Here is an 18,432-nt window from a genome sequence, read left to right as displayed (position 1 = left end):
CCGGGGAGGTGGGGGTCTCCGTCATGAAAAGCTCGTCCCGTTCAAGTCATCAGTACGTCGGTGAGTGGCGCAGGGTGGACTGTGGCCCGGGGCAACGGACCACGAACCCGTCAGATGTCGAGGAAGCGGACGTCCTTGGCGTTGCGCTGGATGAAACTGCGCCGCGCCTCGATGTCGTCGCCCATCAGCGTCTGGAACGTCTCGTCGGCACGGATCGCGTCGTCCAGGGTGATCTGCAGCAGCACCCGGTTGGCCGGGTCCATCGTCGTGTCCCACAGCTCGTTCGCGTTCATCTCGCCCAGACCCTTGTAGCGCTGGATCGGGTTCTCCTTGGGCAGCTTCCGGCCCGCCTCGGCGCCGGCCTCGAGCAGGCCGTCGCGCTCCCGGTCGGTGTAGGCGAGCTCGTCCGCGTGGTTGCTCCAGCGGATCTTGTACAGCGGCGGCTGCGCGGCGTACACATGACCACGCTCGATCAGCGGCCGCATGAACCGGAACAGCAGCGTCAGCAGCAGGGTCCGGATGTGCTGGCCGTCGACGTCGGCGTCGGCCATGATCACGATCTTGTGGTACCGGAGCTTGTCCTCGTCGAAGTCCTCGTGGATGCCGGTGCCGAGCGCGGAGATGATCGCCTGGACCTCGTTGTTCTGCAGGACCTTGTCGATCCGGGCCTTCTCGACGTTCAGGATCTTGCCCCGGATCGGCAGGATGGCCTGGAACTTCGGGTCCCGCCCGCCCTTCGCGGAGCCACCGGCCGAGTCACCCTCGACGATGTAGACCTCGCACTCCTCGGGGTTGGTCGACTGGCAGTCGGCCAGCTTGCCCGGGAGACCACCGCCACCCAGCAGGCCCTTGCGGTTGCGGGCCAGGTCGCGCGCCTTGCGGGCCGCGATCCGGGCACTCGCCGCGGCGGTCGCCTTGCGGATGATCTCGCGGCCCTCGGCCGGGTTCTGCTCGAACCAGGCGCCGAGCTTGTCGTTCACGACCCGCTGGACGAAGCCCTTCACCTCGGTGTTGCCGAGCTTGGTCTTCGTCTGGCCCTCGAACTGCGGCTCGGCGAGCTTGACCGAGATGATCGCGGTCAGGCCCTCCCGGATGTCGTCACCGGTGAGCCGGTCCTCCTTCTTCTTGATCATCCCCTGGTCCTCGCCGAACGAGTTGACCAATGAGGTGAGCGCGGCCCGGAAGCCTTCTTCGTGAGTGCCGCCCTCGTGGGTGTTGATGGCGTTCGCGAAGGTGTGCACGGACTCCTGGAACGAGCCGCTCCACTGCAGCGCTACCTCGAGGCTCATCGTGTTCTCGGCGGTGGCCGCCTCGAACGAGATGACGTCCCGGTGCACGGTCTCGCGGATGCCGGTCAGGTACTTCACGTAGTCGACCAGACCGTCGTCGTACCGGAACGACTGCTGGAGCGGCTTGCCGTCCTCGTCGATGTGGTCGGGCCGCTCGTCCCGGATCACCAGCTCGAGTCCCTTGTTCAGGAACGCGTACTCGCGGAACCGGGTGGCCAGCGTCTCGTAGGAGTACGTCGTGGACTCGAAGACGTCCGGGCTGGGCCAGAACGTGATCGTCGTACCGTTCGCGTCCGAGGTGCCGATCTCGGCGAGGTCGGCGTCCGGGACACCCATGCTGAAGGACTGGGTGTACAGCTTGCCGTTCTTCTTCACGTCGACGCGGAGGTGGCTGGACAGCGCGTTCACGACCGAGACGCCGACGCCGTGCAGACCGCCGGACACCTTGTACCCGCCGCCGCCGAACTTGCCGCCGGCGTGCAGCACGGTCAGCACGACGGTGACGGCCGGCTTGCCTTCGGACTCGACGATGTCGACCGGGATGCCGCGGCCGTTGTCGTCGACGCGGACGCCGCCGTCGGGCAGCAGGGTCACGACGATGCGGTCGCCGAACCCGGCCATCGCCTCGTCCACCGCGTTGTCGACCACCTCGGTGACGAGATGGTGCAGACCACGCTCACCGGTGGACCCGATGTACATCCCCGGTCGCTTCCGGACGGCGTCCAGACCCTCCAGGACCTGGATCGCGCTCGCGTCGTACTCCCGATCCACGACGTTCGACGGGATCGCGTCGAGCATCGCGGGGAGTTCACCGCTGTCGGGTACGACGGTGCCGATGGGGTCGGCGGACTGGTTGGCGTCGATCTCGGTCGGCTCGTCGGTCACCGGCTGTTGTCCTCCTCGGACCCCGCGCTCGCGAGGCATCGTGCACAGTGGAAGCCGCCCTCCACAGTATTGATAGAGGCGCGGCTTGCTCTACACCGTCCATCTTACCTGTCGACCGAAGCAGAACCGGCCACCAGCCGCCTGAAACTGTGGACAGGGCGTCTTTTCTCCCTCCTCGCCATGTCCCCACTCACGCATGGGGGGCCTGAAAGCGCTCACGGCCGCTCAGTGGCCTCCGGGGTCTTCACCACTGACGGTCTGGAGACCGAGACGACGCCGACCGGTCCAGACCGCTCACGACCAGGTGGACGAGCGGGGTCGCCGCGCACCCACGGGCCTTTAGGATCGCTGCCGTGGAAAGTCTCGACGACGTCATCGACGCCATGATCGCCGACCGGGTGATTCACCGGCACCGGCGCAAATGGCTGATCGCGATCGCGATCGTCGTCATCCTCGCGGTGGTCGTCCTCTTCACCGGCGGCTGGAAGGAGAAGCACGGACGTAAGGTCCCGACTCTGACCGCGCCGGCGACGCTGACCTCGGGCCGGTACGAATACAACTTCACCAAAGCGGAGATCGTCCGGACGCCGAAGACGAAGTACGACGAGGCGAAGGCGGAGCTGAAGGTCTACTTCGACGTGAAGAACGTCGACACCGAGGAGTTCACGAGCCATAACGTGGACGGCGACCTGCTCCGGCTGATCCCCGGCCCCGGCAAGGACCTGGTGCACTCCAACGGCGCCGACTGCCGCGGCATCCTCGGGTGGGAGCTGGTCTACGGGCTGCCGCCGGAGAGCTGTTTCACCAAGTTCGACATCCCCGCCGACTTCAGCGCGGACATGATCGAAGTCGGGGTCCTCGGCGAGCGCTATGAGTCGGACCCCTCCGTGCTCGGTGCGAATGACACGCCGTACTGGCACAACGAGACCGCGGACGCCGTTGTCCAGCTCAAGCCGACGGTCGTCATCGACGACGGGGAGGACAAGTGAAGCTCTATCGCCCGGCCACCGTGCTGGTGGGCGTCCTCTTCGTCCTGCTCGGCGGGCTCACCCGGCTGGCCGTGCCGGACCAGGTCTACAACGACGAGGACAACCTGATCATCGAGCACGGCACGGTCGGCTCGAAGCTCGAGTACGGCGACTCGACCATCGAGGTAACCCGGATGAAGTTCGCCAAGTCGTACCTGCCGAGCAGCGCCGGCGATGACGACAAGCCGATCGAGACCAACGGCATGTACGTCGCGCTCGAGTGGGACACGGTTCGCGGTACGCAGAATCCGACCACTCTGAACGTGACGATGGAGGCCGATGGTGGCACGGTCTACAAGCCGGTGGGCGAAACGACCGGAAACGGCATCGACTTCGCGGCCGCCGGGTTCGGGCAGACGGGCGCCGTCGTGTTCGAGGTCAACCCGGTCGATCTGAAGGGACTCACGCTGAAGCTCCGGCCGAGCCAGTTCTACAACGTGCTGGCGCACGCGATCGACGTCGACCTCGGCATCCCGAGCGAAACCGTCGCCCAGCAGCTCGTCGACGGCGCCGCGGAGCAATACGTGATCCCGAACTCGGTTGAGCGGGTTGCCCAATGAGAATCGCCACCCGGGCGGGCCGGGTGACCGCGCAGATCTCTCTGCTGCTGGCTCTGGTGTCCACCAGCGGCTACATGGTGACGCGGACCTATCTGGACGACCCGGAGCAGGTCTACAAGGACGGTGCGATCACCGATGTCGTCAAGGCCGGCGGACCGGTGACCATCGATCACGTCGAGTGGAAGCTGGACTCGCTGCAGGCGTACACGCGACTGGTCGACGACGAAGGCGAGGAGATCGACTCGATGGGACCGGCCGGTTCGGTGATCCTCGTCGCGACCGTGACACTGACGCCGCTCGACGGTCTCTACATGAAGGACAAGGGCTTCCACTGCGAGGCGGACCTGCGCGACGATCGCGGCAACGTCTGGCAGGGGCAGCAACCCTACGGCTATCCGCTGCCGACGTACTGCGGTGATACCGACCACCCGTGGACGCGCAACAAACCCGGCAAGATCGCCCAGGTGTACGTCGTTCCCGCGTCCGCCGTACCGCACCTGACCGGTATCCAGGTCGAGTTCAACGACGAGAACCGTCGCTTCCTCATCACTCCCTGACCAGGCCCCGCAGCCTGCTCTACACCGTGGCGACCTCAGCCTCGGGCTTGGCCTCGGGCTTGGCCTCGGCATCGACCTTGGCCTTGGCCGCCGCGGCGGCCTCGGTCTTGCGCTCGATGCCGACCGAGATGCAGAGGTCGAAGGCCGCCGCCAGCAACGCGATCCGCAGCGTCTGGAACACGACGTCCCCGATCAGCCGGGCGATCTCGGCGTTCATCAGGCCCCAGCGCTCACCGTGGTCCCCGATCAGGCGGCTCAGTCCGTAGAACAGCCAGTCGTCACCGAGCAGCCAGAACGTGTACACCATGCAGACCACGCCGAGGAACACCGGGCCGACCCGGACCAGCAGCCGGAAAGCGTTCAGCGTCGGGTAGAACTTCTCCCGGAAGCCGCCGAGCAGGAGGTTCGGGGCCTTGTTGGTGAGCGCGACGATCCTGTTCTGCTTCGGCGCCTCGGCCTCGAGCTGATCTCCGAACCGGCGCTCCACCCGGGTGCCCCGGAAGACGCCGCCGCTGGACAGCACGCGGTGGCCGAAGACGACGGTGGTGATGGCCAGCCAGGTCAGCGGCTCGGCGACACCGAGCTTGAACAACGGCCAGAGGTTCTCCCAGAAAAAGCCCCAGAGGAACTCGATACCGGCGGGGACCGGGATGTGGATGCTGGCGAAGAAGTCCGTCAGTCCGTCCCACCAGCCCAGCGACCAATACCAGAAGCTGCGGACCTCGAACCAGTCCTTGCCCTCCTGGATCGCGAACGGCGTCACGACGACGGTGATCAGCAGGAAGAACGACTCCGCCCAGACCTGGGCGAACTTCACCGGCCGGCTCGGCCAGCGGTCGTCGACCGCTTCGAACACCCGGCGCAGCACCAGCAGGATCACGATCGCCGGCAGGTACTTGTGCCACCGGCCGTCGGACAGCTGGAAGAACTCCGACCCGGGCTGCAGTCCGCGCTGGACCAGGTTGCTGACGTTGAGCTCGGAAACCTGAGTTTCCAGGAAGCCCCAGGCCGACCACACTGCGACCAGCGGAAGCAGCGTGACGGCGAGCAACTCCAGCAGACCCCGCTGGGTCGGGTCGGACGTCTCCTCGGCCTGGTTGCCGGCCGCGTCCCGCCAGCGGTAGAGCGACGTCGCACAGGTCCGGATCATGCCGACGTACGCCGCGATCTGCATCAGCACACCGGCTGAGAAGAGCCCAACGCCGATGCTGCCGTGGGAGTGCTCGGACAGCCAGATCGCACCCTCGGTGCAGGCCTTGAAGCCGATGTAGCCGGCCAGGAACCAGGTCGCCAACGGCACGAGGTTCCGCCACCAGAGCCGGAAAGTGTCTCCGATCAGGTGGACCATCTCGCGAAAACCATCGACGATCGTGCGCATCGCGCCCGATCCTAGGGGACCATCGGGGTCGCCTGACCGGTCGGTCTCACAGTTGGGGCCGGTTGCTCAGCCGTAGGTGTCGCGGGGGCCTCGGCCGCCGCGGACGGTGCGGGGGCCCTTGCGCCAGCTGGGGGTGTGGGGACCTTGGACGTTGACGCGGGTGACCGTGCCGTCGCCGAGTTCGGCATTCAGGCGGCGGACCAGATCGGGGGCGAGCAGCTTGAGCTGGGTGGCCCAGGCGGTGGACGACGTACGCACGGTGAGTTCGGTGTCCTGGTAGGACTCGGGCGTGCAATGTTCGGCCATCTCGGGGCCGACGATCGACGGCCAGCGCGCCATCACGCCGTGGACGGCGACGTCGACTTCCCAGCCCTGGTCGCGCATCAGCCGGCCAAGCGTGTTGGTCAGTTTCTGCGGGTCCCGGTCGTCGGGGCGGGCGCTACTGATCTGGGCGCCGTCGACACGCGGTCGCCGGCGCGTCCGCTTGACCGGCTTGATCCCGCCGTTGGCCGCCTTCAGCCGCCCGGCGAGCGATTTCGCCAGGTCCAGTCCCTGTTTGTCGTGCTCCGTTTCGCCCGGCGGTTCCGGAGCGGGCTCGCTCTCGAAGCCGCTCTCAGAGGAATTCCGGGGTTCAGACACGGCGAACGGACCCATCACCGACGTCGAACCGGGCTCCGCTGAGCTCAGCGGGCACATCCGCGCCGACCGCCGCGGTCACCAGCACCTGCTCGGCGGGCGCGACCAGCTCGGCCAGGCGGTCCCGGCGCTGCGAGTCGAGCTCGGCGAACACGTCGTCCAGGATCAGCACCGGCTCACCCCCGTCCGCTCTCAGCAGTTCGTACGACGCCAGCCGCAGCGCGAGCGCGAACGACCACGACTCACCGTGACTCGCATACCCCTTCGCAGGCAAGTCCCCAAGCCCGAGTACGACGTCGTCGCGATGCGGGCCGACCAGCGACACACCCCGGTCGAGCTCGTCCGGCCGCTTCTCGTGCACCGCCGCCAGCAGCACCTCGCTCAACTGCTCCCGCGACGTCACACCGGGCTCGAGCACGACCGACGACTTGTACTCCAGCCGCGCATCACCCTTGCCTCGGGCAACAGCGTCGTACGCGCCGGAAACCAGCGGGCGCAGGGATTCCAGCAACTCGAGCCGCGTCGCGAGGAGATCCGAGCCGGCGCGGGCGAGGTGCGAGTCCCACACCTCCAGCGTGCGCAACTGTCCCTCGGCGGCGCTCGACCGGTTCTGCCGGCGCGCCATCGACGCACTCCGCAACAGCGAGTTCCGCTGCTTCAGCACCCGGTCGTAGTCCTGCCGTACGCCGGCCATCCGCGGCGACCGCAGGGTCAGCAACTCGTCCAGGAACCGGCGCCGCTCGGACGGATCGCCCTTCACGAGTGCCAGATCCTCCGGCGCGAACAGCACCGTGCGGAGCAATCCGAGCACGTCCCGCGGCCGCGGCACCGGCGAACGGTTCACCCGGGCCCGATTTGCCCTCCCAGGATTGATTTCCAGCTCGACGACCACGTCGCGGTCGTACTGGCTGTGGATCTCGGTCCGTACGATCGCGCGGGTGGCGCCGGCCCGCACCAGCGGTGCGTCGTTCGCCACCCGGTGCGAGCCGAGGGTCGCGGTGTAGTGGATCGCCTCGACCAGGTTGGTCTTGCCGTGGCCGTTCGGTCCGACGAAGGACGTCACGCCCGGAGTGAGCTGGACCTCCGCCTGCTGATAGGACCGGAAGTCGAGCAGACCCAGGGCGGTGACATACACCTCAGTGCTTGATCGGGGGTGTCGCGTACGACGGGTCCTCGGCACCCTTCACCGCGTGGCCGCCGAACTGGTTGCGCATCGCGGCGATCGCCTTCATCGCCGGCGAGTCCTCCTGCCGGGACGCGAAGCGCGCGAACAGCGCCGCCGCGATGGCCGGCACCGGTACGGCGTTGTCGATCGCGGCCTCGACGGTCCACCGGCCCTCGCCGGAGTCGTCGGCGTACCCGCGGATCTTGTCCAGGTGGGTGTCGTCCTTGAGCGCGATCACCATCAGGTCGAGCAGCCAGGACCGGATCACGGTGCCCTCGCGCCACGAGTCGAACGCGGCCGGCACGTTGTCCACGATCTCCGCGGCCTCGAGCAGCTCGAAGCCCTCGGCGTACGCCTGCATGATGCCGTACTCGATGCCGTTGTGGACCATCTTGGTGAAGTGCCCGGCGCCCACCTTGCCGGCGTGCACGAAACCGAACTCGCCCTCGGGCTTCAGAGCTTCGAAGATCGGCATCACGGTCGCGACGGTGTCCTTGTCGCCGCCGCACATCAGGGCGTACCCGTTCTCCAGGCCCCAGACGCCGCCGGACACACCGCAGTCGACGAAGCGGATGTCCTTCTCGGCGAGCTGCGCGGCCCGGCGGGTGTCGTCGGTCCAGCGGCTGTTGCCGCCGTCGATCACGATGTCGCCGGGGGAGAGCAGGTCCGCCAGTTCGGTGACGACCGGGTCGATGGCCTGCACCGGAACCATCACCCAGACCACCCTCGGCTGGTCGGGGGCGGTGAGTTTGCCGACCATGTCGGCGAGATTGCCGGCGTCGGAGATGTCCGGATTGTGATCGAAGCCGACCACAGTATGGCCGGCGTTGCGGATCCGCTGGCGCATGTTGCCGCCCATCTTGCCGAGACCGACAAGGCCGAGCTCCATCGTGAATCCCCTTGTTCTGTTGGCGTTCAGCTGTTCAGGCGGACCGGCATCAGCACGTACCGGAACTCGGTGATCGGTTCGCCGTCGAAGTCCCGCACACCGGTCAGTTCGGCCGGCTTCGTCGCCTGCGTGAAGGCCAGGTGCGCGACCGGCGTACCGATCGCGTTCAGCCCGTCGAGCAGGTACGTCGGGTTGAAGCCTACGGTCACCGGATCACCGGCGACCCGCGCCTCGATCGACTCCGAGGCCTGCGCCTCATCACCACTGCCGGCGTCGAGCGTCACGCTGTCCTCGGCGAAGGTCAGCCGGACCGGCGCGTTGCGCTCCGCGACCAAGGCAACCCGCTTGACGGCCTCAACGAGGGTCGCGGTGTCGATCCGCACCCGGGTCGCGATCGCGGCGTCGGTCGGGATGATGCCGCGGACCTTCGGGAACTCGCCGTCCAGCAGCCGGGTGGTGGCGCGCCGGTTGCCGCCGGACACCTCGCCCTCGAAGCCGACGATGCCGTCACCGGTGCCGGGCGCGGCCAGCGAGACGATCACGTCCGATCCGGTCATCGCCTTCGCGGTCTCGGACAGCACCCGGGCCGGCACCAGCGCGGCCGCGGACGCGTCGGGGGACTGCGGGTTCCACTCGAGCTCGCGGATGGCGAGCCGGTAGCGGTCGGTGGCGAGCAGCGAGATCGTGGATCCCTCGATCTCGACCCGGACGCCGGTCAGCACCGGCAGCGTGTCTTCGCGACCAGCCGCGGTCACCACCTGGCCGACCGCCTGGGCGAACACGTCCGCCTTGACCGTGCCGCTCGCCGCCGGGAGCTCCGGCAGCGCCGGGTATTCCTCGGTGGGAAGCGTTTGGAGCGTGAACCGCGAACTGCCGCAGGTCACTTGGGCCTTGGCGCCGTCCAGCGCGATGTCCACGGGCTGGTTCGGCAGGCTCTTGGAGATGTCGGCCATCAGCCGGCCGGAGATCAGGCACTTGCCGGAGTCGGCCACCTGAGCGGGCACGGTGACCCGGACCGAGGTCTCGTAGTCGAAGCCGGACAGGGTGATCTGCCCGTCCTCGGCCTCGACCAGAAGGCCGGCAAGGATCGGGACGCTGGGACGACTGGGCAAGCTACGCGCGGCCCAGGCCACCGACTCGGCCAGTACGTCGCGCTCGACGCGAAACTTCACCGCTGGGTGCCTCCTGATTCGGCTGTGTGCCAGGCAGATCCTGCCACGGACAAGTGTGCTCTGCGCCAATCGGGCGTGACGTGGCGCTTCGGGCGGGTCGCGTCGGCGTCGTTCGGGTGCTGTTGAGGACAGCCTGACAGGTCGTTCAACCCGGCGCGAGACCGGGGTTTTCCCCAGGAAGCGCGGCTCGATCGTTTTGTGGACTGGGAACTCTCTACAGATTCCATAGGGTTCTTAGCACCGGTGGATACTGTGGAAAAGCGCCGACTTCGCAGGTCAGGTACCGAATCGCCCTGTGCACGGCATGTGGACGAATCTCGGTCGTGCTGAGGACGGCTGGGTACGACGGATTCTCTCCCCACAGCGAATCCACAGCACACAGCGATGTATCCACGGTGATACCCACAGTTATCCACAGGTGTATCCCCACCCTGTGTGGTTCCGGTGACCGCGTTGTAGCGCTCGGCGTCCGTGGCTTCGACGCGGTCACCGTTGCTCATTGCTGCTTGGCCTGGTGCTTGATCCGGTTGGTCAGTTCGGTGACCTGATTGAAGACGCTGCGCCGCTCGGACATCAGCTGCCGGATCTTCCGTTCGGCGTGCATCACAGTCGTATGGTCCCGGCCGCCGAACTGCTGGCCGATCTTCGGCAACGACAGATCGGTGAGCTCGCGGCACAGGTACATCGCGATCTGCCGAGCCGTCACCAGCACCCGGCTCCGGCTGGATCCGCAGAGGTCGTCGATCGACAGACCGAAGTACGAAGCGGTCTGGCCCATGATCATGCTGGCGGTCACTTCGGGCTTGCTGCCTTCGGGAATCAGGTCCTTCAGCACGATCTCGGCCAGACTCAGATCGACCGGCTGCCGGTTCAGGCTGGCGAACGCGGTGACGCGGATCAGTGCGCCCTCGAGCTCACGGATGTTCGTCTGCACCTTCGACGCGATGAACTCCAGCACCTCCGGCGGCGCCGTCAGCCGCTCGGTGGCCGCCTTCTTCCGCAGGATCGCGATCCGGGTCTCCAGGTCGGGCGGCTGGATGTCGGTGATCAGTCCCCACTCGAACCGGTTCCGCAGCCGATCCTCCAGCGCCTCCAGGCGTTTCGGCGCCCGGTCGGAGCTGATCACGATCTGCTTGTTCGCGTTGTGGAGGGTGTTGAAGGTGTGGAAGAACTCCTCCTGGGTCTGGATCTTGCCCTCGAGGAACTGGATGTCGTCGATCAGCAGGACGTCGACATCGCGGTACCGGCGCTGGAACTGGGACGCCTTGTCGTCGCGGATCGCGTTGATGAAGTCGTTGGTGAACTCTTCGCTGGACACGTACCGGACCCGCGCCCCGGTGTAGAGACTGCGGACGTAGTGGCCGATCGCGTGCAGCAGGTGGGTCTTGCCGAGACCGGAGTCGCCGTAGATCAGCTGCGGGTTGTACGCCTTACCCGGTGCCTCGGCGACGGCGACCGCGGCCGCGTGCGCGAACCGGTTCGAGCTGCCGATGACGAAGGTCTCGAAGGTGTACTTCGGATTCAGCCGGGCTTCACCCTGTGCCTCGGTGGCCGGCTGGATCGGAGCGGAGCCGTTCGGCAGCGGTGCGACCGAGCCGAACGGCTGCTGGGACTGCTGAGCCGGCTGGTCGTAGTGCTGACGGGCGGGCTGTTCGTAGCGCTGCTCCTGCCGCGGCTGACCGAACTGCGCTCCGGGCGCCGGGTCGGTCAGCGCGGACTGGATCGTCGGCTGGAACGCGCCGTCGGTCCGCAGCGGTTCGCGTACGGCGGGCTGCGGCGGCGACTGTGGTTCGCGCAGCTCCGGGTCGAGCGTCGGGTCGACGGTCACCGCGATCCGGATGTCACGACCGAAGCTCTCGGTCAGGATCCGCTCGAGGTCAGGTCGCAGCCGGGTCTCGAGCTGGCCGCGGGTGAAGTCGTCCGGCACGGCCACGATCGCCGTACTCTCGTGCAGCGTCACCGGCCGCGAGTTCGTCAACCAGGCCCGCTGGTTCGGCGGGAGGCCCGCGAGCACCCGGGCCCAGGCTTCGCCGAGGTCCATCACGGGTGCCGCGGCTTCCGGCTGTGGCTCGACGGGACGAGGCTCGACGGGACGGGGCTCAACGGCCCGCGTCTCGACAGGCCGTTGCTCGACCGGCTGGGGATCGATGGGCCGGGTCTCGATGGGCCGGGTCTCGATTCGGCGGGGCTCCGCCGGTGGTTGCTCGGCCGCCCGTGTCTTGGGCATCCGAGGCTCAGGTCCTCTGCCGTCACCGTCCGCACGTGCATCACCCTCGTTCCGCGCCGGCCCTGCTGTGTCGCCGCTGCCGGTACCCCCAGCGGCGTTCCGCTCACCACTCCAGGCATTGCTGTTCGAGTCGGGGTAGCCCAGGTTGCCGACCGCGGGTGCGCTACCGAAGTACGCCGTACCTGCGGAGGGCTCGGTCACCGGGCCGGTCGGAAGATCTGTCGCTGCGCGCTCCAGGTCGGAGCGGTAGCGGTAGCCGTCGTACTGCGGAGGAGCCGTCGGCCGGTAGCCGGACTGCGGTGGCTCGGGCATCGGGATCGGGAGAGAGGGGCTGAGGTGGTCGCCGGGATCCATCCGCGGCGCGGGCTCGGCGGCCGGAGCGACGTCGGGCCGGAACTCCGGCGGGACGATCTCACCCCGGAAGTCGGTCGGAAGGGGCTCGGCGCGGAAGTCGGCGGGGAGAGGCTCGGCGCGGAAGTCGGCGGAGAGGGGCTCGGCGCGGAAGTTCCCGGGGTTGGGTTCGGCCCGGAAGTCCGGGGGGTTGGGTTCGGCCCGGAAGTCCGCGGGGGTGGGTTCAGCGCGGATGTCCGTGAGCTCGGTGCGGAAGTCCGCGGGATGCGGCTCGGACCGGAATTCGGTCGGGGTCACCTCGGTGCGGAAGTCCGCGGCCGGTTCGGGTCGGAGGTCCTGGCCGCCGTCGCCCTCGTACTGCGACCCGATGCGGTCGGGCCTGATGTAGTGCGCCGGTGTGTATTCCGCCGGTGTCTCGTCCGCACTGGCGGAATGGTCCTCGACCACGCGTTGCTCCCCGATTCATCGCTGCGGTGGCCGGCGCGTTCCGGGGGGACCCGGGCGGCGCGACCATTCGACCCGACACCGTGCGGCCGGTGAGTCGTGGTGCTGTTCGGCTCAGCGCGGTTGCTGGTTTCCGCAGTCCGATCGCCGCACTGTCCACACGGTTGTCCACAACTGTGAACGACGCGTGGAGCAGGTTGGTTACCGATCGCGGGGTGTGGGACATCTGGTGTGAGGGGCTGACGCTAACAAGTCCGCCCAGGCTGCTTCAAGCCGTCATCCACAGGCTATGAAGCACAAATTGGGGGCAACCTCCGGCGTGTCGGCTAGACGCCGGAGCGTAGTCGTGGTCAGTGATCGCTGACGGTGGCGAATCGGATCGGACAGTGACGATCCTGGGTCGTCCACTCGACCAACCACCCACCCACTATTCTGTCCACAGGTCTGTGGACAACTCTGGGGATGGCTGGTTTGACCTGTCCACAGGCGGCCACGTACCGTGGATCAGTCGGTGTTGAGCCGGCCGTTTCGTGCTGCGCTCCCTGCTGGACCACCCTGGTTCTTGAGTGGTGTGCAGGACTTGCACCAGCGGCAGATCTATCCATGGATTTGTCGACAATTTTGTGATCTCGAGTAACCGGAGTCATTCCAGTGAGCAAGCGGACGTTCCAGCCGAACAACCGGCGCCGGCACAAGAAGCACGGCTTCCGTCTTCGCATGCGGACCCGTGCGGGTCGCGCCATCATCGCCGCCCGCCGTGGCAAGGGCCGCCAGCGCCTCGCGGCCTGAGCGACCTCCTCGACGGTGACCACCTCGTGTTGCCCGCGTCGAATCGGCTCCGCCGGTCCGACGACTTCCGCCGCGCCGTTCGTTCTGGACGGCGCGCGGGCCGGCGCGCGGTGGTGCTCCATCTTCTGGTGCGGGACGGCCGGGCGGACGACGCCACGGCCGAGCCCGCTCGCGTTGGATTCGTGGTGAACAAGGCGGTGGGCAACGCGGTTCTGCGGAACCGGGTCCACCGCCGCCTGCGTGCTGTCCTGGCGACTCGGCTCCCCGAGCTGCCGGCCGGCAGCCTCACCGTCGTCCGCGCACTCCCGTCGTCCGGCGCCGCGTCGTACGACGAGCTGGCGGCGGATGTCGACGGTGCGCTGAAGCGGTTGCTGACACCATGATGCGGTTCAATCCCGTGAAGAGCGGGATCATCGGTTTCCTGAAGTTGTACCGGCTGATCATCAGCCCGATGTACGGGCAGGTGTGCAGGTTCTACCCGAGTTGTTCGGCGTACGCCTTGGAGGCGGTCGAGCGCCACGGTGCGGTGCGCGGTAGCTGGCTGGCGGCGAAGAGACTCGCCCGCTGCCACCCGTGGAACCCCGGCGGCTACGACCCCGTTCCACCCACAGATGTCGACCAGCGCGGAGACTCGATCTCCGCCAACCAGCCCGGACCGTCAGCCGACGGCGGGCCTGTGCAGCGAGGTGCATGAGTGACTCTTCTGGCCATCCCCGGGCTCGCGGTGTGGGACGGGATCATAGACCTGTTCAACACCATCATGACGCCGCTGTACTGGGCCGTGTCGGCCCTGCTCGTCGGCTGGCACTGGCTGTGGAGCCAGGTGCTCGATCCGAACGGCGGCTGGGCCTGGGCGCTGTCCATCGCCGGCCTCACCGTGGTGATCCGGACCCTGCTGATCCCGCTGTTCGTCCGGCAGATCCGCTCCAGCCGGAACATGCAGCTGCTGCAGCCTCAGATGAAGGAGCTGCAGAAGAAGTACGGCCATGACCGGGAGAAGCTCGGTCAGGAAATGATGAAGCTGTACAAGGAGACGGGCACCAACCCGTTCTCCTCGTGCTTGCCGCTGCTGCTGCAGTCGCCGATCTTCCTGGCCCTGTTCCGGGTGCTCGACTATGCGGCCAACGGCAAGGCGCACAGCGCGATCATGCAGCCGTTGGTCTTCTCGCTGCAGCACGCGAAGATCTTCGGCGCGGAGATCTCGCAGAGCTTCCTGAAGGCGAGCGGCCCGGGCGCGAACAACGTCAAGGCCGTCGCGATCGTGCTGATCATCTTGATGACGGCGACGATGTTCACCACGCAGCTTCAGCTGATGCGCAAGAACATGCCGAAGGAGGCCCTCACCGGCCAGGCCGCGCAGATGCAGAAGATCATGCTGTACGTCTTCCCGGTCTTCTTCCTGATCGGTGGCTTCAACTTCCCGATCGGTGTGCTCATCTACTGGTTCGTGTCGAACCTGTGGACGATGGGCCAGCAGTTCTACGTGATCCGCCGCAACCCGGCTCCGGGCACCCCGGCGTACGACGCGATGGAGGCCCGCAAGCGCGAGCACAACCTGCGCGCCGGCCGTCCGGCCGACGCGGGCCTCGCGGGCGCCGACGGTACGACGGACACCGCCGTCCAGGACCGTCGTCCGGCGCAGCGGCAGCAGCCGAAGCGGCAGTCCCGCAGCGACCGCAGGGGTGGCCCCGTGACCAGCGGTGGAGCCGCGACGACGCCGTCGGACGCGGACACCGCCCCGAGCAATGGACAGACGTCCTCGAACGCTCAGCAGGGTGCGACCAAGAAGACTCAGGCCGGTGCCGCCAAGAAGCAGCCGGCTGCCAAGAAGGGTGCGGCTACGAAGCGCCAGCCCGCGGCCAAGTCGGCCGCGCAGAAGAAGGCGGCGCAGAAGAAGTCCGGCGGCTCGCGCTGATCGGCGCGCGCCGGTTCCCTCCCTGCTTGTGAACGACCTGGGTCCCCGTGGGGCGGATCTCGACATTGTGAAGGAGTGGCCGTGACCGACGGCATGCAGAACAGCGAGGCGGCGGAGCAGTCCGCCGGTACCACCAGCACCGCCGACGATCGGCTGAAGGCGCTGGAGGCGGAGAGCGACATCGCCGCCGACTACCTCGAGGAGTTGCTCGACATCGCCGACCTCGACGGCGACATCGACATGGACATCGACGGCGATCGGGCCGCGGTGTCGATCGTCGGCGCGGAACTGAACAACCTCGTCGGTGAGAACGGCAAGGTGCTGGAGGCGCTGCAGGAGCTGACCCGGCTGGCGGTGTACCGGGAGACCGGCGAGCGGTCCCGGCTGATGCTGGACGTGTCGAACTACCGGGCGAACCGGAAGGCCGAACTGGAAGAGGTCGGGCGCAAGGCGGTCGAGGAGGTCAAGGCGACCGGGACCCCGGTGCGACTGGACCCGATGACGCCGTTCGAGCGCAAGGTGGTCCACGACGTCGTCGCGGCCGCCGGCCTGACCAGTGAGTCGGAGGGCGAGGAGCCCCGCCGGCGCGTCGTCGTTCAGCCGTCGTGATCGTGGGCTCGTGACCGAGCACGTTTCACGTGAAACGCCGCCGCCGCTCGTGGAGGAACTGTATCCACGGGCGGCGGTTCGGCTTGCGGCCTATGCCGACCTCCTCGCGACCCAGGGGACGGTCCGCGGGCTGATCGGCCCGCGTGAGGTTCCCAAGCTGTGGGACCGGCACCTGCTGAACTGTGCCGTCCTCGAGCGCCTGATCCCGGAAGAGTCGTCGGTCGCCGATGTCGGCACTGGCGCGGGTCTGCCCGGGATCGTGCTCGCGCTGGTTCGTCCCGACCTCGAGGTCGCGCTCGTCGAGCCCTTGCTCCGGCGCACCACCTTCCTCCAAGAGGCGGTCGACGTACTCGCGCTCGACAACGCGACCGTGGTCCGGGCCCGGGCCGAAGAACTTCCTCCGGCGTCGTACGACGTGGTGACTTCGCGGGCCGTGGCTCCCTTGGGCAAACTGGCCCGGTGGTGTCTGCCACTGTGTGTCGAAGGGGGGCTGATGCTCGCGATGAAGGGGTCGTCCGCGGAGGAGGAACTGGACTCCTCCGAACGGGAGCTCGCGGCCCTCGGGGCCGAGCTGTGGCACATTCACCAACTCGGCGTCGATGAACTGGCCCAGCCGACGACTGTCGTGAGTATTGTGGCCGGACGTGCTGCAGGGGGATCCCGGCACGGAAGACGCGGGAGGTGAGCGGGTTGGTGAGTCGTGCCCTCGGATGGCCCGAGAAGAGCACCGGTGAACCGAGAACATCCCAGGCCATCGGCTGGCCGTCCGATCCGGATTCGGCCGTCCGCCTGATCACTCCAGATCCGCCCGCCGCCACCCACCCCGCCCCGGCGCCGCCAGTCCCCACCTCCCCCACCCCGGCAGCCTCGTCCGCGACCTCGGCCGCCGTCGCTCCGACGTCGGCCGTCCCGGCTCCCGCGCCGGCCGCCACTCCGGCTGCCGTGGCTCCCACGTCGGCCAGCTCGGGTCCTACGTCGGCGACTGCCGATCCGATGCCGGCCGCCTCGGGTGCCGCGTCGGCCACTCCGGCTGCCGCGTCGACGACACCAGCCGCCGCGTCGGCCACGCCGGCCGCTACGCCCACCGCCCCGCTTCCGACATCGACAGCCCTGGCTGCCACGCCGGCCTCGGCCCTCACCCCTGTTGCCTCGCCCCCCGCGCCGGTCGCCTCGGCTCCGATGGTTGGGTCCGTGCGGGCCACGATCGATCTGCCTGCGCCGGTCTCCGAGTCGGTCGCGATGAGCGAGTCGGTCGAGGACCGTGGGCCGATCGACAGCTCGGCACTGCGGGCGATCGCCGCGGCCGGTCTCGACCTCGCGCCGGCAGCCGACCCCGTTTCACGTGAAACGGGGGAGTTGGGAGATGATGGTCCGGGTCGGGAAACGGCGTCACTGGTGGACGCCGACCAGGACTTCGCGGAGTCTCCACGGCCTGTGGATGACGACCGCACGAAACTGCCCTCGCACACGGGAATTCGTCCACAGAGGCCTGTGGATGAAGCTGGGGGCAGACCTGCCCCGACCCCTACTGACATCCTCTTCGGGCCAAGTCCCGCACCTATCGGAATGGGCGCTATGACTGCCGCACAGATCGCCGCGCGGGCCACGTCGGACGAGCTTCAGCGACGACTTCTCGAGACTCCGATCGCCGCCGCCACCGAACGGACCCTGCTGGTGAATGAAGGACGCACGATGGGCCGCGAGTTTCCGCTGCCCGCCGAAACCCGAGTCTTCGTCGTTGCCAACCAGAAGGGCGGCGTCGGCAAGACCACGACCACCGTGAACGTCGCCGCCGGCCTCGCGCTGTACGGCGCCCGGATCCTGGTGATCGACCTCGACCCCCAGGGCAACGCCTCGACCGCACTCGGCATCGACCACTCGGAGGGCACCCCGGGTGTCTACGAGGCGATCATCGAGAACGAGCCGCTGAGCAAGCTGCTCCAGCCGTGCGCCGAGCACCCGGGCATCATGGTGGTCCCGGCGACGATCGACCTGGCCGGTGCCGAGATCGAGCTCGTCAGCATCGTGGCCCGGGAGAGCCGGCTGAAGCGGGTGCTCGACACGCACCTGGCCGAGACCGAGGCCGCGGGGGAGAAGTACGACTACGTCTTCATCGACTGCCCGCCGTCGCTCGGCCTCCTGACCGTGAACGCGCTGACCGCCGCCCGCGAGGTCCTGGTCCCGATCCAGAGCGAGTACTACGCACTCGAAGGTCTGTCCCAGCTCCTCCGGCACATCGACATGGTGAAGTCGCACCTGAACCCCGGGCTCGACGTCTCCACCATCCTGCTCACCATGTACGACGCCCGCACCAAGCTGGCCGGTGAGGTCGCCGCCGAGGTCCGTGGCCATTTCCGGGACGCAGTACTGCGGACCGCCGTACCGCGGTCGGTGCGGATCTCGGAGGCACCGAGCCACGGCCAGACCGTGCTCGCCTACGACCCGGCGTCTGCCGGAGCCCTCTCGTACCTCGAGGCGTCCCGCGAGATCGCGATGCGGAACAACTCCTGATTCGCTTGATCGCTGTGGCACCGTTTC

16 protein-coding genes and 1 pseudogene are annotated in these 18,432 nt (G+C 67.9%); 10 read left to right on the top strand and 7 right to left on the bottom strand.

Features of this window, described 5'->3' with window-relative positions; all coding sequences use genetic code 11:
* Positions 1 to 110: 110 nt before the first annotated feature.
* On the bottom strand, positions 111 to 2,174 hold the full coding sequence (gyrB, locus tag OG555_RS13250) for a DNA topoisomerase (ATP-hydrolyzing) subunit B (RefSeq protein ID WP_442914500.1): 2,064 nt from the start codon (positions 2,172 to 2,174) through the stop codon (positions 111 to 113).
* Positions 2,175 to 2,527: 353 nt separating this feature from the next.
* Here gyrB and OG555_RS13245 point away from each other — a divergent pair, with 353 nt between their 5' ends.
* The 3 genes from OG555_RS13245 to OG555_RS13235 are packed head-to-tail and all read left to right on the top strand — an operon-like array spanning position 2,528 to position 4,319.
* Entirely contained in the window at positions 2,528 to 3,163 is a 636-nt protein-coding gene (locus OG555_RS13245; protein WP_329483145.1) for a hypothetical protein, read from the top strand.
* On the top strand, positions 3,160 to 3,762 hold the full coding sequence (locus OG555_RS13240) for a hypothetical protein (RefSeq protein WP_329483144.1): 603 nt from the start codon (positions 3,160 to 3,162) through the stop codon (positions 3,760 to 3,762). Before OG555_RS13245 ends, OG555_RS13240 begins: the two co-directional genes overlap by 4 nt.
* On the top strand, positions 3,759 to 4,319 hold the full coding sequence (locus OG555_RS13235; RefSeq protein ID WP_329483143.1) for a hypothetical protein: 561 nt from the start codon (positions 3,759 to 3,761) through the stop codon (positions 4,317 to 4,319). The genes OG555_RS13240 and OG555_RS13235 overlap by 4 nt, the downstream gene beginning before the upstream one ends.
* 19 nt (positions 4,320 to 4,338) lie before the next feature.
* Here the strand turns inward: OG555_RS13235 and OG555_RS13230 are convergent, their stop codons facing one another.
* From OG555_RS13230 to dnaA, 6 genes are all read right to left on the bottom strand, one after another.
* On the bottom strand, positions 4,339 to 5,697 hold the full coding sequence (locus tag OG555_RS13230) for a hypothetical protein (RefSeq protein ID WP_329483142.1): 1,359 nt from the start codon (positions 5,695 to 5,697) through the stop codon (positions 4,339 to 4,341).
* Positions 5,698 to 5,763: 66 nt separating this feature from the next.
* Positions 5,764 to 6,351 (bottom strand): DUF721 domain-containing protein, encoded by a 588-nt coding sequence (locus OG555_RS13225; protein ID WP_329483141.1) that lies wholly within the window; start codon positions 6,349 to 6,351, stop codon positions 5,764 to 5,766.
* Positions 6,329 to 7,468: a DNA replication/repair protein RecF gene (gene recF / locus OG555_RS13220; protein ID WP_329483140.1), complete on the bottom strand. Its 1,140-nt coding sequence runs from the start codon at positions 7,466 to 7,468 to the stop codon at positions 6,329 to 6,331. Before recF ends, OG555_RS13225 begins: the two co-directional genes overlap by 23 nt.
* Position 7,469: 1 nt before the next feature.
* Positions 7,470 to 8,387 (bottom strand): phosphogluconate dehydrogenase (NAD(+)-dependent, decarboxylating), encoded by a 918-nt coding sequence (gene gnd, locus OG555_RS13215; RefSeq protein WP_329483139.1) that lies wholly within the window; start codon positions 8,385 to 8,387, stop codon positions 7,470 to 7,472.
* A gap of 26 nt (positions 8,388 to 8,413) precedes the next feature.
* Positions 8,414 to 9,559 carry a DNA polymerase III subunit beta gene (gene dnaN / locus OG555_RS13210; protein ID WP_329483138.1) on the bottom strand — a complete coding sequence of 382 codons (1,146 nt, stop codon included), beginning with the start codon at positions 9,557 to 9,559 and terminating at the stop codon, positions 8,414 to 8,416.
* A gap of 496 nt (positions 9,560 to 10,055) precedes the next feature.
* Positions 10,056 to 11,600, bottom strand: coding sequence for a chromosomal replication initiator protein DnaA (dnaA, locus tag OG555_RS13205; RefSeq protein WP_329484813.1), 1,545 nt, complete (start codon positions 11,598 to 11,600; stop codon positions 10,056 to 10,058).
* 1,632 nt (positions 11,601 to 13,232) lie between these two features.
* Between dnaA and rpmH the strand changes: the two genes are divergently transcribed.
* The 7 genes and pseudogenes from rpmH to OG555_RS13170 all read left to right on the top strand — a co-directional run bounded on the left by rpmH (position 13,233) and on the right by OG555_RS13170 (position 18,405).
* Positions 13,233 to 13,370 (top strand): 50S ribosomal protein L34, encoded by a 138-nt coding sequence (gene rpmH / locus OG555_RS13200; RefSeq protein WP_130386492.1) that lies wholly within the window; start codon positions 13,233 to 13,235, stop codon positions 13,368 to 13,370.
* A 26-nt stretch (positions 13,371 to 13,396) separates the two neighbouring features.
* Positions 13,397 to 13,753 carry a ribonuclease P protein component gene (rnpA, locus tag OG555_RS13195; protein ID WP_329483137.1) on the top strand — a complete coding sequence of 119 codons (357 nt, stop codon included), beginning with the start codon at positions 13,397 to 13,399 and terminating at the stop codon, positions 13,751 to 13,753.
* A complete protein-coding gene (gene yidD / locus OG555_RS13190; protein ID WP_328524856.1) occupies positions 13,750 to 14,064 on the top strand; it encodes a membrane protein insertion efficiency factor YidD in 315 nt (104 codons plus the stop codon). The genes rnpA and yidD overlap by 4 nt, the downstream gene beginning before the upstream one ends.
* A gap of 66 nt (positions 14,065 to 14,130) precedes the next feature.
* Positions 14,131 to 15,054: pseudogene (gene yidC, locus OG555_RS13185) on the top strand (membrane protein insertase YidC); the annotation flags it as partial.
* A gap of 312 nt (positions 15,055 to 15,366) precedes the next feature.
* Positions 15,367 to 15,894: a Jag family protein gene (locus tag OG555_RS13180; protein ID WP_442914499.1), complete on the top strand. Its 528-nt coding sequence runs from the start codon at positions 15,367 to 15,369 to the stop codon at positions 15,892 to 15,894.
* 10 nt (positions 15,895 to 15,904) lie between these two features.
* On the top strand, positions 15,905 to 16,579 hold the full coding sequence (gene rsmG, locus OG555_RS13175) for a 16S rRNA (guanine(527)-N(7))-methyltransferase RsmG (protein WP_328524855.1): 675 nt from the start codon (positions 15,905 to 15,907) through the stop codon (positions 16,577 to 16,579).
* 890 nt (positions 16,580 to 17,469) lie between these two features.
* Positions 17,470 to 18,405, top strand: coding sequence for a ParA family protein (locus tag OG555_RS13170; protein WP_329483136.1), 936 nt, complete (start codon positions 17,470 to 17,472; stop codon positions 18,403 to 18,405).
* Positions 18,406 to 18,432: the final 27 nt, after the last annotated feature.

This window comes from Kribbella sp. NBC_01484, assembly GCF_036227145.1.
Taxonomy (GTDB): Bacteria; Actinomycetota; Actinomycetes; order Propionibacteriales; family Kribbellaceae; genus Kribbella.
Note: the sequence above shows the minus strand (reverse complement) of the source record. Positions and strands in the feature narration are given on the sequence as shown.